Source organism: Streptomyces sp. NBC_01515, from assembly GCF_045040345.1.
Classification (GTDB): Bacteria; Actinomycetota; Actinomycetes; order Streptomycetales; family Streptomycetaceae; genus Streptomyces.
In genome coordinates this window covers 2737054-2750860 of the sequence record NZ_CP109416.1, presented here as the reverse complement: position 1 = coordinate 2750860, position 13807 = coordinate 2737054, and the positions used below count along the sequence as shown (strand labels likewise).

At 69.7% G+C, this 13807-nt stretch carries 14 protein-coding genes; 7 read left to right on the top strand and 7 right to left on the bottom strand.

From position 1 onward, the window contains the following. Window positions 1–77: 77 nt before the first annotated feature. The gene (locus OG407_RS12125; RefSeq protein ID WP_405857597.1) at window positions 78–2576 is read left to right on the top strand and encodes an alpha-L-arabinofuranosidase C-terminal domain-containing protein; all 2499 of its coding nucleotides are present in this window, start codon (window positions 78–80) and stop codon (window positions 2574–2576) included. Here OG407_RS12125 and OG407_RS12120 read toward each other — a convergent pair. Together OG407_RS12120 and OG407_RS12115 are read right to left on the bottom strand one after the other, a co-directional pair. Continuing rightward, complete coding sequence (locus OG407_RS12120; RefSeq protein ID WP_405857596.1) at window positions 2563–3003, bottom strand: carboxymuconolactone decarboxylase family protein; 441 nt, start codon at window positions 3001–3003, stop codon at window positions 2563–2565. The two genes, OG407_RS12125 and OG407_RS12120, sit on opposite strands and share 14 nt — an antisense overlap. Further along, entirely contained in the window at window positions 3000–3446 is a 447-nt protein-coding gene (locus OG407_RS12115; protein ID WP_405857594.1) for a MerR family transcriptional regulator, read from the bottom strand. The genes OG407_RS12120 and OG407_RS12115 overlap by 4 nt, the downstream gene beginning before the upstream one ends. 171 nt (window positions 3447–3617) lie before the next feature. Here OG407_RS12115 and OG407_RS12110 point away from each other — a divergent pair, with 171 nt between their 5' ends. After that, window positions 3618–4448 (top strand): hypothetical protein, encoded by an 831-nt coding sequence (locus OG407_RS12110; protein ID WP_405857592.1) that lies wholly within the window; start codon window positions 3618–3620, stop codon window positions 4446–4448. A gap of 10 nt (window positions 4449–4458) precedes the next feature. Here the strand turns inward: OG407_RS12110 and OG407_RS12105 are convergent, their stop codons facing one another. Then, complete coding sequence (locus OG407_RS12105; RefSeq protein ID WP_405857590.1) at window positions 4459–5097, bottom strand: TMEM175 family protein; 639 nt, start codon at window positions 5095–5097, stop codon at window positions 4459–4461. A 227-nt stretch (window positions 5098–5324) separates the two neighbouring features. Here OG407_RS12105 and argC point away from each other — a divergent pair, with 227 nt between their 5' ends. From argC to OG407_RS12080, 5 genes are read left to right on the top strand one after another with little or no spacing between them, the layout of a single operon-like run. Continuing rightward, window positions 5325–6353 (top strand): N-acetyl-gamma-glutamyl-phosphate reductase, encoded by a 1029-nt coding sequence (gene argC, locus OG407_RS12100; RefSeq protein WP_405857588.1) that lies wholly within the window; start codon window positions 5325–5327, stop codon window positions 6351–6353. Next, complete coding sequence (gene argJ, locus OG407_RS12095; protein WP_405857586.1) at window positions 6350–7504, top strand: bifunctional glutamate N-acetyltransferase/amino-acid acetyltransferase ArgJ; 1155 nt, start codon at window positions 6350–6352, stop codon at window positions 7502–7504. The genes argC and argJ overlap by 4 nt, the downstream gene beginning before the upstream one ends. Further along, window positions 7501–8460, top strand: a complete 960-nt coding sequence (argB, locus tag OG407_RS12090; protein ID WP_403589990.1) for an acetylglutamate kinase — start codon at window positions 7501–7503, stop codon at window positions 8458–8460. The genes argJ and argB overlap by 4 nt, the downstream gene beginning before the upstream one ends. Beyond that, window positions 8457–9644 carry an acetylornithine transaminase gene (locus tag OG407_RS12085; RefSeq protein ID WP_405857584.1) on the top strand — a complete coding sequence of 396 codons (1188 nt, stop codon included), beginning with the start codon at window positions 8457–8459 and terminating at the stop codon, window positions 9642–9644. The genes argB and OG407_RS12085 overlap by 4 nt, the downstream gene beginning before the upstream one ends. A gap of 19 nt (window positions 9645–9663) precedes the next feature. After that, window positions 9664–10203 (top strand): arginine repressor, encoded by a 540-nt coding sequence (locus OG407_RS12080; RefSeq protein ID WP_327405350.1) that lies wholly within the window; start codon window positions 9664–9666, stop codon window positions 10201–10203. Between the two features lie 82 nt (window positions 10204–10285). Here the strand turns inward: OG407_RS12080 and OG407_RS12075 are convergent, their stop codons facing one another. The 4 genes from OG407_RS12075 to OG407_RS12060 all read right to left on the bottom strand — a co-directional run bounded on the left by OG407_RS12075 (window position 10286) and on the right by OG407_RS12060 (window position 13803). Next, complete coding sequence (locus OG407_RS12075) at window positions 10286–11089, bottom strand: FAD:protein FMN transferase (protein ID WP_405857581.1); 804 nt, start codon at window positions 11087–11089, stop codon at window positions 10286–10288. After that, a complete protein-coding gene (locus OG407_RS12070) occupies window positions 11082–11870 on the bottom strand; it encodes an FMN-binding protein (protein WP_405857579.1) in 789 nt (262 codons plus the stop codon). Before OG407_RS12070 ends, OG407_RS12075 begins: the two co-directional genes overlap by 8 nt. 19 nt (window positions 11871–11889) lie before the next feature. After that, window positions 11890–13272: a ferric reductase-like transmembrane domain-containing protein gene (locus OG407_RS12065; RefSeq protein ID WP_403589982.1), complete on the bottom strand. Its 1383-nt coding sequence runs from the start codon at window positions 13270–13272 to the stop codon at window positions 11890–11892. A gap of 75 nt (window positions 13273–13347) precedes the next feature. Then, a complete protein-coding gene (locus OG407_RS12060; RefSeq protein WP_405857577.1) occupies window positions 13348–13803 on the bottom strand; it encodes an FMN-binding protein in 456 nt (151 codons plus the stop codon). Window positions 13804–13807: the final 4 nt, after the last annotated feature.

Below are 13807 nucleotides of genomic sequence, written 5' to 3'. Positions count from 1 at the left end.
CAGCGTCTGATATCTCGAACAACCTTGGAGCGGCTTCCGGGCGGCTTCAGGGCACCTTCAAGAGCCGCGGAGTATCCATGTCACGCACCAGCCGCACCCGCCTGAGACTCGCCTTGGGGGCGAGCGCGTTCCTGCTGGCGACGGCCGTCGTCCCCGCACCCGCCCACGCCGACGACGTCACGGACGTCACCGACTACGCGATCACCGTCGACCCGTCGGCGCGGGGCGCCGCGATCGACAGGACGATGTACGGGGTCTTCTTCGAGGACATCAACCGCGCGGCCGACGGCGGCCTGTACGCCGAGCTCGTGCAGAACCGGTCCTTCGAGTACTCCACCGACGACAACAAGTCGTACACCCCGCTGACCGGTTGGGCGGTCGCGGGCACGGCCCAGGTGGTGAACGACGCCGGCCGTCTCAACGAGACCAACCGCAACTACCTCTCCCTGACGGCCGGTTCGTCCGTCACGAACGCCGGTTACAACACCGGCATCGCCGTGGAGGACGGCAAGAAGTACGACTTCTCGGTGTGGGCCCGCGCCGATACCGGCACCACGCTCACCGTGAGCCTCCAGGACACCGGCGGCACACTGGCGACGGCACACCGGGTGAAGGTGAGGAAGAACGGCTGGGCGCAGTACCGGGCGAGGTTCACCGCGACCCGCACCAGCACCGCCGGCCGCCTCACCGTCGCCTCGTCCGACGCGACCGCCCTCGACATGGTGTCCCTCTTCCCCCGCGACACCTACAAGCACGAGCCGAACGGCCTGCGCAAGGACCTCGCCGAGAAGATCGCCGCCCTGCACCCGGGCTTCGTGCGCTTCCCCGGCGGCTGCCTGGTCAACACCGGTTCCATGGAGGACTACAGCGCCGCCTCCGGCTACCAGCGCACGCGCTCGTACCAGTGGAAGGACACCGTCGGCCCGGTCGAGACCCGTGCCACGAACTCCAACGTCTGGGGCTACAACCAGAGTTACGGCCTCGGCTACTACGAGTACTTCCGCCTCGCCGAGGACATCGGCGCGATGCCGCTGCCCGTCGTACCGGCCCTGGTGACCGGCTGCGGCCAGAACAAGGCGGTCGACGACCCGGCGTTGCTCAAGCGGCACATCCAGGACACCCTGGATCTCGTCGAGTTCGCCAACGGGCCGGTGACGTCGAAGTGGGGCGGGCTGCGCGCCGAGATGGGCCACCCCAAGCCCTTCCACCTCACCCACATCGAGGTCGGCAACGAGGAGAACCTCCCCGCCGAGTTCTTCGCCCGCTTCACCCGGTTCCGTACGGCGATCGAGGCCAAGTACCCGTACATGACCGTGATCTCCAACGCGGGCCCGGACGACAGCGGTTCGACCTTCGACACGGCCTGGCAGCTCAACAAGGACGCCAAGGTCGACATGGTCGACGAGCACTACTACAACAGCCCGCAGTGGTTCCTGCAGAACAACGACCGCTACGACTCCTACGACCGCACCGGCCCGAAGGTCTTCCTCGGCGAATACGCCTCCGGCGGCAACGCGTTCAAGAACGGCCTCGCCGAAGCGGCGTACATGACCGGCCTGGAACGCAACGCCGATGTCGTCAAACTCGCCTCCTATGCACCGCTGTTCGCCAACGAGGACTACGTCCAGTGGCGCCCGGACCTGGTGTGGTTCAACAACCACGCCTCCTGGGGCTCCGCCAACTACGAGGTCCAGAAGCTCTTCATGAACAACGTCGGTACCCGGGTGGTGCCGTCAACGGCCACCGGAACACCCTCACTTGTCGCCCCGATCTCCGGCGCGGTCGGCCTGTCGACCTGGGCGACGAGCGCGGCGTACGACGACGTGAAGGTGACGGCTTCGGACGGTTCGGCGCTGCTCTCCGACGACTTCTCCGGTGACACGGCGGACCGGTGGACCCATACAGGAGGCGGGAGTTGGAGCCTCCAGGACGGGCAGTACGTCCAGACCGACACCGCCGCCGAGAACACCATGGTGTCGGCGGGCGACCCGGCCTGGCACGACTACGACCTGCACGTGCAGGCCACGAAGAGGGCAGGAAAGGAAGGCTTCCTGGTCGCTTTCGGCGTCAAGGACACCGGCAACTACTACTGGTGGAACCTGGGCGGCTGGAACAACACCCAGACCGCAGTCGAACAGGCCGTGGACGGCGGCAAGTCGACGCTGGTCGCCAAGCCGGGCACCATCGAGACGGGCCGCGCCTACGACGTCGACATCAAGGTGAGGGGCCGTCAGGTCACCCTCTACCTCGACGGCCAGGAGTGGGGCAGCTTCGCCGACGACAAGCCGGCCGAGCCGTTCCGTCAGGTCGTCAGCAAGGACGCGAAGACCGGTGACCTGATCGTCAAGGTCGTCAACGACCAGTCCTCGGCGGCCCGTACGGCGATCGACCTGGGCGGCGCGAAGGTCTCCTCCAAGGCGAAGGTGACCACGCTCGCCGCCGCGCCCGACGCGGTGAACAGCGAGACGGCGACGGCGGTCGCGCCGGTCGTGTCCACCTTCAAGGGGGTTGCGGGCAGGTTCAGTTACACCTTCCCGGCGAACTCGGTCACGTTCCTGAGGATCAGGCAGAGGTAGCTTCCGCTTCCGGCGTGGCCTGCTGTCCCAGCGGCAGCAGCCCACGCTCGGCGAAGACCTTCTTCGCGGCGAAGGTGGCGTTGAGCGCCTTGGGGATACCGCAGTACACGGCGGAGTGCGTCAGGGCCTCGACGATCTCCTCCGGTGTGAGGCCCACGTTCAGCGCCGCGTTCACGTGCACATCGAGCTGCGCCTCGCAGCCGCCGAGCGCGGTGAGCATGCCCAGCGTCACCAACTGGCGGTCGCGCGGGGCGAGTCCGGGACGGTCGTAGATCTCGCCGAAGGCCCAGGCGACGACCTGGTGACCCAGTTCGGGGCTGATGTCGGCGAGCGAGTCGACGACCCGCTGCCCGGCCTCGCCGTCGACCCGCTTCAGGACCTCCAGGCCGTGGGCGAAACGCTCTTCACGGGTGGTGCTCGCGCTCATGTCGGTTCATCCGATCCAGGCCGCTCGTGCTCGACCCCGTCGAGGAGCAGCCGTTCGTAGTGGTCGATCTTGTCGTCCAGCGCGGACGCGTTGCGGCGCAACGCCCTGATCCGGTCGGCCAGTTCGGCCCGATGTCCGCGCAGCATCGCCAGCCGGTCGGCGACCGTGACGTCCCCCGCCGCCCGCAGCGCCGCGAACCGCTGCATGTCGGCGATCGACATACCCGTCCCGCGCAACCGCAGCAGAAACTCCAGCCAGGCCAAGTCCGCGGCCTGGTACCGCCGTTGGTTCCCGGTGGTCCTCCCGACCCGCTCGATCAGGCCGGCCTTCTCGTAGTAGCGCAGGGTGTCGTGCGAGAGACCGGTGCGCTCGGCGACCTGGGCGATCGTGAGGGTGGGTTCCCGGTCCCCATGGAGGGGATTCAGGGGCTGTCCGCTGCTCATGAACACAACGGTAGAACCTGGAGCGCGCTCCAGGTCAAGCCCTGTCGGGGACCACTGCGGACGCGTGAGCGGGACCCGTATCCGAACCGTTGGATCATGCTTGACCTGGGGATTACCCGAACCGCACACTTGCCCTCCCCCTGGGGAGGGGGTTCACGAGGGGGATGCCACATGAGCCGGACGACCACGATCGACGTGTATCAGAACCGCTGCGAGCAGTTGTTCCTGGCGGGGGGAAACGCGGCCGTCCGGCGCGCCGCGCAGGAGGGGCTGGACGAGCTCGGGCCGCAGGCCGACCTCTACTGCTGGCTGGCCCTCGGACATGCCGTCGAGGACGACGACGACCACGACGATCGCGCGGAGGAGGCGTTCCGGGCGGGACTCGCGCTCGACGGCGACCACCTCGGGCTCCTCGCCGGATACGCCGAACTCTGCCTGCGCGCCGACGCGTTCGAGTACCCCGGCCGTGCCGCGCGCGCCCCCGTCCTCTCCCGGCGCCTGAAGGAACTGGCACCGGAGTCCGCCGAGGCGGGACAGCTCGCCGCCGCCGAGCGCTGGGCCCGGCGCGGTTACTGGGAGGACATCAGGATGGGGGCGGTGGTCGGCGCCCTCCGGGGCCGTGACACCGAGGCCCAGGCCCGCGCCCTGGCCGAGGACCTCCGGCAGCGGGACGGCGACGACGCGATCACGCGGGGCGCCGAGACCCTCGACCGGGCCGCCACCGTGCGCGCCACGACCCTGGAGGCGCTCTCCGGTCCGTGGAACGCGCCGGTGCGCCTCCTCGGCCGGTACCGGACGGCCGCGTGGGCGGTCAGCCTCATCCTGTGCTTCGCCACCAACACGACGCTGCGGCGGACGGGAGTCGTGGACCACTTCAGCCTGTGGGGCTATCTCTGGCTGATCCCGGTGCTGATCGTCGACCGCCGTTTCGCCGCCGTCCGCAAAGAGGCCGAGGCCCGCCACGTCGCCCAACTCGAAGCCGTACTCGCCGAGCGATCCTGACCGAGCGGTGTCAGTCCTGCCCCGACCGGCGGCGGTAGTGGCCGAGGACCACATGGGCGGGGATGATCGTGATCCAGAACCACATCGCCGCGGCCGTGTTGACGTAGGCCAGGGGAATGGAGAGGACGAACACCAGGACACTGGAGCCCAGTTGGACGGTGAAGCGGCGGCGGGCCCTGGCGGCGGGGGAGTCGGGCGAGGGGTGCACCTGGCGCTGCGTGAGCAGCAGGAGCGCCGCGTGCACCGCGTGGATCGCGGCCATGGCGCTCGCGTAGAGGGCGACGGCGTCGGGCTGTGAGGCGTACTCGGCGAGGAGCCCGGTGGGGAAGGGCAGCAGTGCGACCAGGCCGAGGCCGAGGAGGGTGAGGCGGGTGACCACGCCCGTCTCGACGGGCACCGCGGTGAGGATGCGGCGGTGGTCACGCCAGAACCCGGCGATGAGGGTGAAGCTGAGCGCGAAGGCGCCGAGGCTGGGCAGGGCGTCGCCCAGGGCCTTGTGGAAGGCGGCGGCCGGCAGATTCGCGGGGACCGCCACGTTGATGACGAGCAGCGTCATCGCGATGGCGTATATCCCGTCGGACAGAGCGATCAGGCGTGCCGTACCGGGAGAGTGCTCGGGTGTACGCGTCGCTGCCACGGGCTCCGTCATGCCGACGACAGTAGGGCGTCGCGGCCTGGAACGGTGGTGTCGAACCGTCGGGTCCGCTGACGGCCGGTCGGTCCCACTTCCTCCTCGACGACCACCACGGACTGGAGGCCGCGGCCACCGCACCCCCACGATCGAATGTTCTCGCCGGCCTGGGTGCATACCCACCCACTCGGATTGCATAAACGTGCAGCGAAACGTATAGTCATGCCATCGATGAGGAGGGTTCCATGGCGGTACGTGCGGCAGTGGCCGGAGCGAGTGGATACGCGGGTGGGGAACTCCTGCGTCTGCTCCTGGCGCACCCCGAGGTCGAGATCGGTGCCCTGACCGGCAACTCCAACGCCGGACAGAAACTCGGCGCGCTGCAACCGCATCTGCTGCCGCTCGCCGACCGGGTCCTCCAGGAAACTACCCCCGAAGTCCTCGCCGGACACGACGTCGTCTTCCTCGCGCTGCCGCACGGACAGTCCGCCGCCGTCGCCGAGCAACTCGGCCCGGACGTCCTCGTCGTCGACATGGGCGCCGACTTCCGGCTGAAGGACGCGGCCGACTGGGAGAAGTTCTACGGCTCCGCGTACGCCGGCACCTGGCCCTACGGCCTGCCCGAACTCCCGGGCGCCCGTGCCGCGTTGGCGGGATCCAAGCGCATCGCCGTGCCCGGTTGCTACCCGACGGCCGCCTCGCTCGCGCTCTTCCCGGCGTACGTCGCCGGGCTCGCCGAGAACGAGGCCGTGATCGTCGCCGCCTCCGGGACCTCCGGCGCCGGCAAGGCGCCCAAGGCGCACCTGCTGGGCTCCGAGGTCATGGGGTCCATGTCCCCGTACGGCGTCGGCGGCGGCCATCGGCACACCCCCGAGATCATCCAGAACCTGGGTGAGGTCGCCGGTGAGCCCGTCACCGTGTCCTTCACGCCCACCCTCGCGCCGATGCCCCGCGGCATCCTCGCCACGTGCAGCGCCAAAGCGCGTGAAGGAGTCACGGGGGAGTCCGTGCGCGCCGCGTACGAGAAGGCCTTCGCCGACGAGCCCTTCGTGTTCCTGCTCCCCGAGGGACAGTGGCCCGCGACGGCGTCCGTCTACGGTTCCAACGCCGTTCAGGTGCAGGTCGCGTACGACGAGGCCGCGGGACGCATCATCGCGATCAGCGCCATCGACAATCTGACCAAGGGCACCGCGGGCGGTGCCGTACAGAGCATGAACCTCGCCCTCGGGCTCGACGAGTCCACCGGGCTGACGACGATCGGAGTCGCGCCGTGAGTGTGACGGCAGCACAGGGATTCACGGCCGCGGGTATCGCCGCCGGGATCAAGGAGAACGGCAACCCGGACCTGGCCCTCGTGGTCAACACCGGGCCCCGCCTCGCCGCCGCGGGCGTCTTCACCTCCAACCGCGTCAAAGCCGCGCCGGTGTTGTGGTCGGAACAGGTGCTGAAGGGCGGCAAGGTCTCCGCCGTCGTCCTCAACTCCGGTGGCGCCAACGCCTGTACGGGGCCGAAGGGCTTTCAGGACACGCACGCCACCGCCGAGAAGGTCGCGGACACGCTCGGGCTCAACGCCGCCGAGGTGGCCGTCGCCTCCACCGGGCTCATCGGACTCCTGCTCCCGATGGACAAGCTGCTGCCGGGAGTCGAGGCCGCCGCCGGTCAACTCTCCGAGCACGGTGGTGAGAAGGCCGCCATCGCCATCAAGACCACGGACTCCGTGCACAAGACCGCCGTCGTGACCACCAAGGACGGCTGGACCGTCGGTGGTATGGCGAAGGGCGCCGGCATGCTCGCCCCCGGCCTCGCCACCATGCTCGTGGTCCTCACCACCGACGCCGACGTCGCAACCGACGTACTGGACAAGGCACTTCGGGCCGCCACCCGCACCACCTTCGACCGGGTCGACTCCGACGGCTGCATGTCCACCAACGACACCGTGCTGCTGCTCGCCTCCGGCGCCTCCCAAGTCACCCCGGGATACGAGGAGTTCGCCGAGGCCGTCCGCGCCGTCTGTGACGACCTCGGGCAGCAGCTCATCCGCGACGCCGAAGGTGCCAGCAAGGACATCAAGGTCGAGATCGTCAACGCCGCGAGCGAGGACGACGCCGTGGAGGTGGGCCGTTCCATCGCCCGCAACAACCTCCTCAAGTGCGCCATCCACGGCGAAGACCCCAACTGGGGACGGGTGTTGTCCGCGATCGGCACGACCAAGGCCGCCTTCGAACCCGACCGGCTCAACGTCGCCATCAACGGCGTGTGGGTCTGCAAGGACGGGGGCGTCGGCGAGGACCGCGACAAGGTCGACATGCGCTACCGCGAGGTGCACATCGTCGCCGACCTCGCCGCCGGTTCCGAGACCGCGACGATCTGGACCAACGACCTCACCGCGGACTACGTCCACGAGAACAGCGCGTACTCGTCATGAGCACTACCCGTAAGCACACCGCGCTGCCCAAGGCGCAGATCCTCATCGAGGCGCTGCCCTGGCTGACCCGGCACAACGGCAAGACCGTCGTCATCAAGTTCGGCGGCAACGCCATGATCGACGAGGACCTGAAGGCCGCGTTCGCGCAGGACGTCGTGTTCCTGCACCACGCGGGCCTCAAGCCCGTCGTCGTGCACGGCGGTGGCCCGCAGATCAGCGCCGCCCTCGACCGGCACGGCATCGTCAGCGAGTTCAAGGCCGGCCTGCGCGTCACCACCGAGGACGCCATGGACGTCGTACGGATGGTGCTCGCGGGGCAGGTGCAGCGCGAGCTGGTCGGGCTGCTCAACCAACACGGGCCGCTCGCCGTCGGGTTGACCGGCGAGGACGCGCACACCATCACCGCCACCAAGCATCTGCCCGAGATCGACGGGGAGTTGGTCGACATCGGGCGGGTGGGTGAGATCACCGCGATCGACACGGGCGCGATCGAGGCCCTGCTCGCCGACGGCCGCATCCCGGTCGTCTCGTCGATCGCCAGGAGCGAGGACGACGGACATGTCTACAACGTCAATGCTGATACGGCTGCTGCGGCACTCGCTGCTGCGCTGGGCGCCGAGACCCTCATGGTCCTCACGGACGTCGAGGGTCTCTACGAGGACTGGCCCCACAGCGACGAGGTGATCAGCCGCCTCACCGCCACCCAACTGGAGAAGCTGCTCCCGGAGTTGAGCTCCGGGATGGTGCCGAAGATGGAGGGCTGCCTGCACGCCGTGCGCAACGGCGTGACCACCGCCCGGGTCATCGACGGCCGGGTCCAGCACTCGATCCTGCTGGAGATCTTCACCGACGAGGGCATCGGCACGATGGTCGTGCCGGACGAGCTGCCCGACCCGAAGTCCGCCAAGAAGAAGTCCGCCAAGAAGTCCGGCAAGAAGCAGGGGGATGCCGTATGACCGCGAATGAGGAGCTGACCCAGCGCTGGCAGGGGTCGCTCATGAACAACTACGGCACCCCGAAGCTCCCCCTCGTCCGCGGCGCGGGCGCCAAGCTCTGGGACGCCGACGGCAACGAGTACACCGACTTCGTCGGCGGTATCGCGGTCAACGCCCTCGGGCACGCCCACCCGGCGATCGTCGAGGCCGTCGGCAAGCAGATCGCCGAACTCGGCCATGTCTCCAACCTGTTCATCGCCGAACCGCCCGTCGCCCTCGCCGAACGGCTCCTTGAGCGCTTCGGCCGGGACGGCAAGGTGTTCTTCTGCAACTCGGGTGCCGAGGCCAACGAAGGCGCCTTCAAGATCGGCCGCCTGACGGGCCGTCAGCACATGGTCGCCACCGAAGGCGCCTTCCACGGCCGGACGATGGGCTCCCTCGCCCTCACCGGCCAGCCCGGCAAGCAGGAGCCGTTCCTGCCGCTGCCCGGCGACGTCACGCACGTGCCCTTCGGCGACGCGCAGGCCCTCGCCGCCGCCGTCACCGACGACACCGCGCTCGTCATCATCGAGCCGATCCAGGGGGAGAACGGGGTCGTCGTACCGCCCGCCGGGTACCTGAAGGCCGCCCGCGCGATCACCGCCGCGCACGGCGCGCTGCTCGTGCTCGACGAGGTGCAGACCGGGGTCGGCCGTACCGGGCACTGGTTCGAGTACCAGGCCCACGAAGGCGTCCTGCCCGATGTCGTGACCCTCGCGAAGGGGCTCGGCGGCGGGCTGCCGCTCGGCGCCACCGTGGCCTTCGGGCGCGCGGCCGAGCTGCTCCAACCCGGCCAGCACGGCACGACGTTCGGCGGCAACCCGGTCGCCTGCGCCGCCGGACTCGCCGTACTCGACACCATCGCGAACGAGGATCTCCTCGACAACGTGAAGCGGCAGAGCGAGAAGATCCGCGACGGAATCGAGTCGCTGGGCCACCCGTTGATCGATTATGTCCGGGGTGCGGGCCTCCTCCTGGGTATCGTGCTCACCGAGCCGCTCGCGCCCCAGGTGCAACAGGCGGCTCAGGACGCGGGCTTCCTGGTCAACGCGCCCGCCCCCGATGTCGTACGGCTGATGCCACCGCTGAACCTCGGCGACGACGAGGCGGACGCGTTCCTCCGGGCGCTGCCCGGGGTCCTGGACGTGGCCAAGGGGGACGGATGATCCGGAGAATGAGTCGACGATGAGTCAGGCGCAGGAGCACGAGCACACCGCGGGGCCTGCCGTGCCGCAGACCCGCACCGCCCGCCACCGCCGGATCGTGGACATCCTCAACCGGCAACCGGTGCGTTCCCAGAGCCAGTTGGCGAAGCTGCTGTCCGACGACGGGCTGAGTGTCACCCAGGCGACGCTCTCCCGGGACCTGGACGAGCTGAACGCGGTGAAGATCCGCAACAACGACGGCGACCTCATCTACGCGGTGCCGAGCGAGGGCGGTTTCCGCACCCCGCGCGTGCCGCTGGGGGAGTCGGCGAAGGAGGAGCGGATGCGGCGGCTCTCGTCGGAGCTGCTGATCTCCGCGGAGGCCTCCGCCAACCTCGTGGTCCTGCGCACCCCGCCGGGCGCCGCCCAGTTCCTCGCCTCGGCGATCGACCAGGCCGAACTCCAGGACATCCTCGGCACCATCGCCGGCGACGACACGCTCATGCTGATCAGCCGGGACCCGCTCGGCGGGCAGGCCCTCGCGGACCATCTGCTGCGGCTGGCGCAGAACGACCACTGACGTACGCGAAAAAGACTGATACAGGCCAACGAGTCGGGGGTGCACCGGAGTTGTCCGGTGCACCCCCGACTCGCATGGGGCTTCAGCCGAGTCTGGCCGCCAGGCCGCCGGTGCAGCGCACCTCGTCGCCGGCCGTGATGAGCAGCGCCTCGACGTCGGGCAGCGACTCCAGCCAGGCCAGACCCTCCCGCGAACCCATCGCGAACGCGGCCGTGGCCCAGCAGTCGGCCCAGGTCAGACGCGGTGCCACGACGGTGACGGCGACCAGGTCGGTCACCGCGGACTTGCCGGTGGACGGGTCCACGATGTGCGCCCCGCGCTCCGCCGTACCGGAGGTGGCCACGGCCAACTGGTCGGTGCCCGCGGCCGAGATGACGGCCGCGAGACCGCCCGGGCGGAGCGGATCCGAGACGCCGACGCGCCAGGGCCGGTGCGGTCCCGGGACGCCGAACATCTGGACGTCGCCGCCGCCGTTGACGCTGACCCCGCTCACCCCGGCCGCCGCCGCGATCAGCTCGGCCGCGCGCTCGGCGGCCCAGCCCTTCACGATGCCGGTCGGGTCGAGGGGTCCCTCGTACTTGGTGCTGAACCAGCCGGCGCTCACCCGCTCCGCCTCGGCGCCCAGCTCCAGCACCTCGGCGACCTCGGCGTCGCACTCCGCGAGGGTCAGGTCGCCGCGGGCCAGCCGGGAGACCTGGCTGTCGTCGCGGTAGGTGCTGAACACCTCGTTGACACGGTGCAGTTGGGCGACCGCCTGCTCCAGCGCGGCTCGGACGGCCTCGGGCTCCCCGCCGCGGATGTCGAAGGAGAACACCGTCCCCATGACCTCCTCGGCGTGCCGCAGTTCGGCGGGAGCCGCCGCGGGATCGGTCACCGTGTCAGCCACCGGCCTTGTCCAGCGCCGACTGCAGGGACTTCTTGTAACCGCCACTCGTGTACGACGCACCCGACACGGAGTCGATGTTCGCGTTCCCGGCGGCCACGGCCTCCTGGTTGAGCTTCGGGATCGACAGCGCCGTCTTCTGGTCGCTGGTCCCACCGCTCGGGGCCTGCACCGCGTCGGCCTTGGTGATCTTGCCGCCCGCGACGGTGATCCGGACCTGGACGGGCCCGTACTCGGTCGTCACGACATCACCGGTGACGGTCTTGGCCTGGGCGGCCTGACCCGACCCGGCGGCCGAACTCTGCGACGGGGCGGCCGTGTTGGCGACGGCGGCCTTCATCTTGTCGATGGCCGACTGAAGGGACTGCTTGTAGCCGGCGCTGGTGTAGCTCGCCCCGGACACGGACGTGATGTCCGCGCTCTGCGTGGCGACGGCCTCCTGGTTCAGCTTGGGCACGGACAGCGCCGTCTTCTGGTCGCTGGTGCCGCCCTTGGGCGCCTGGACCGCCTCGGCCTTGGTGATCTTGCCGTTGGCGACCGTCAGGCGTACCTGGACGACCCCGTACTGGGTCTGGGCGACGGCGCCCGTGACCGTCGAGGTCCCGGCCGCCGCGGCACCGCCCTGGGGCGATTCCTGCGCGGCGGCGGCACCTTGGGTCCCCGCACCCTGCGCGGACGCCGAGGCTGGATCCGACGCCGGCTTCAGGGAGAGCAGCAGCACGATCCCGGACACGGTGGCGGCGCTCGCGAGCAGAACACGCCGGATGGGGTGACTCTTCTTCATCGCTCCTGACTCCCGTCGCTCACATCTCGAACGACTCGTGATGGATACGGCGGGCGGGAACCCCGGCGCCGCGCAGTGCTTCGTAGACAGACTGCGCGAAGCCGGGCGGCCCGCACATGAAGACGTCGTGGTGGTCGATGTCCGGCAGCTTCCGGCGCAGCGAGTCCGCCGAGATGTCGGGGCGCTCCCCGCCGGGACTGTTGACCGCGTACATCAGCCGGGCGCCGCGCTCGTCGGCGATCTTCGCCAACTCGTCCCACAGCGCCAGGTCCTGGGTAGTGTTCGCGCGGTAGAGCAGGGTGATGTCACCGGCGGCGCCGGGCAGCGTCTCGAACAGGGCCCGCATCGGCGTGATGCCGACGCCGCCCGCGACCAGCAGCACCTTGCCGCGGGTGCGCCGCTGCGAGGTCATCGCGCCGTAGGGGCCCTCGGCCCACACCCTGGTGCCGGGCCGCAGCTCGCGCAGCCGGGCGCTGTGGTCGCCGATCGCCTTGACCGTGATCCGCAGCATGTTCGGGCGGGGTGCCGCCGACAGCGAGTACGGGTGCGAGCTGAACCGCATGCCCGGCGCCAGGAACCGCCAGCGGAAGAACTGCCCCGCCTCCGCGCCGATCCGGTGCAGCTTGCGCCCGCTGATCAGCACCGACACGATGCCGGGCGTCTCCTCGATGACCGCCTCGACGCGCATCCGGTGCCGCAGGTTGAGGCGGATCGGGGTGAGGATCCGGTACCAGACCACCAGCGCGGTGACCGTGCCGTAGAGCCCGTACCAGACGGTCTTGGCGATCGGCGTCAGCGCGAAGTCGTTGCCCGTGGTGATCTGGTGCCAGAAGGTGAAGAACACCGCCGCGTACGTCAGCAGGTGCACGTGGTACCAGGTGTCGTACGGCAGCCTGCGGCGGACGGCGCCGATCGACGAGAGGCCGATGAGCAGGAACAGGCCCGTGCCGATCGCGGCCTTGCCCATGTCGGGCAGCTGGTTCACCGAGTCGATGGTCTGCTGGACGATGTCGCTCAGCGTCTTGCCCGCCTGGAGGGCGTAGCCCCACATGATGAGGAAGACGTGCGCGAAGACCAGGCAGAGCGTGTAGCGGCCGCTCATCGCGTGCCAGCGGGCGACCCGGTCGGAGCCGACCCGGCGCTCCAGGGCGGGCACGCGGGCCATCTGGAGCACGACGAGTGCCATCAGATAGCCCGCCAACAGGCCGGTGATACGGCCCGCGTTGAGGATCTTGCCGTTCTGGTCGGCGATGGACGGCGTGTTGTGCCACCACAGCCACAGCACCCCGACCGCGCCCGCCCAGACGGCGAGCAGCAGCAGGGTCGCTGGGGAGCGGCGCGGGCGGATGCGGCGCATCGTCTGGCGGCGGGCGGCACGTCCGCCTGCGAGCGTGGTGGTCACGGTTCCTCCGTGGACGGGGCAAGGGGGGTGGGCTGCTCCCTTGGCCCTGAAGTACGTGCCGTTGCGCCTGTGCGTTCAGAGTCCCGCAGAGTCCAGTGCGGACTGAAGTGACTGGCGGTAACCGTCACTTGTGTAGGTGGCTCCCGACACCGTGTCGATCTTGGCGCTCTGCGCGGCCAGCGTCTCGCTCCGCAACTCCGGCAGGGCATAGGAGTTGATCTCCTGGTCGCGCGGATTGCCCGACGGCGACTGGACCGCGGTGACATCGGTGATCTTGCCGCTCTTCACGGTGATCTTCACCTGGACGGGACCCCATTGGGTCTGCACGGTGTCCCCGGTGACGGTCTTGGTACCCGTGGCGGTCGAACCGCCCGAGCCCGTACCGGAGTTGGAGCTGACCGGCGCGGGCGCCACCGCGATCGCGGGCGTCGTGTGCGGCTTCAGCGCCAGCAGCAGCACCAGACCGGACGCGGTGACCGCGCTCGCCAGCACGATCCGGCGCAGCGGACGGTTCTTCCTCAACGGATGCACGACG

Excerpts from the sequence above, each read along its gene's own strand:
- OG407_RS12110 (WP_405857592.1), top strand. The coding sequence starts at position 3,618 with ATGAGCCGGACGACCACGATCGACGTGTATCAGAACCGCTGCGAGCAG.
- OG407_RS12125 (WP_405857597.1), top strand. The coding sequence starts at position 78 with ATGTCACGCACCAGCCGCACCCGCCTGAGACTCGCCTTGGGGGCGAGC.
- OG407_RS12120 (WP_405857596.1), bottom strand. The coding sequence starts at position 3,003 with ATGAGCGCGAGCACCACCCGTGAAGAGCGTTTCGCCCACGGCCTGGAG.
- OG407_RS12105 (WP_405857590.1), bottom strand. The coding sequence starts at position 5,097 with ATGACGGAGCCCGTGGCAGCGACGCGTACACCCGAGCACTCTCCCGGT.
- OG407_RS12085 (WP_405857584.1), top strand. The coding sequence starts at position 8,457 with ATGACCGCGAATGAGGAGCTGACCCAGCGCTGGCAGGGGTCGCTCATG.
- OG407_RS12080 (WP_327405350.1), top strand. The coding sequence starts at position 9,664 with ATGAGTCAGGCGCAGGAGCACGAGCACACCGCGGGGCCTGCCGTGCCG.
- argC (WP_405857588.1), top strand. The coding sequence starts at position 5,325 with ATGGCGGTACGTGCGGCAGTGGCCGGAGCGAGTGGATACGCGGGTGGG.
- OG407_RS12070 (WP_405857579.1), bottom strand. The coding sequence starts at position 11,870 with ATGAAGAAGAGTCACCCCATCCGGCGTGTTCTGCTCGCGAGCGCCGCC.
- OG407_RS12115 (WP_405857594.1), bottom strand. The coding sequence starts at position 3,446 with ATGAGCAGCGGACAGCCCCTGAATCCCCTCCATGGGGACCGGGAACCC.
- argB (WP_403589990.1), top strand. The coding sequence starts at position 7,501 with ATGAGCACTACCCGTAAGCACACCGCGCTGCCCAAGGCGCAGATCCTC.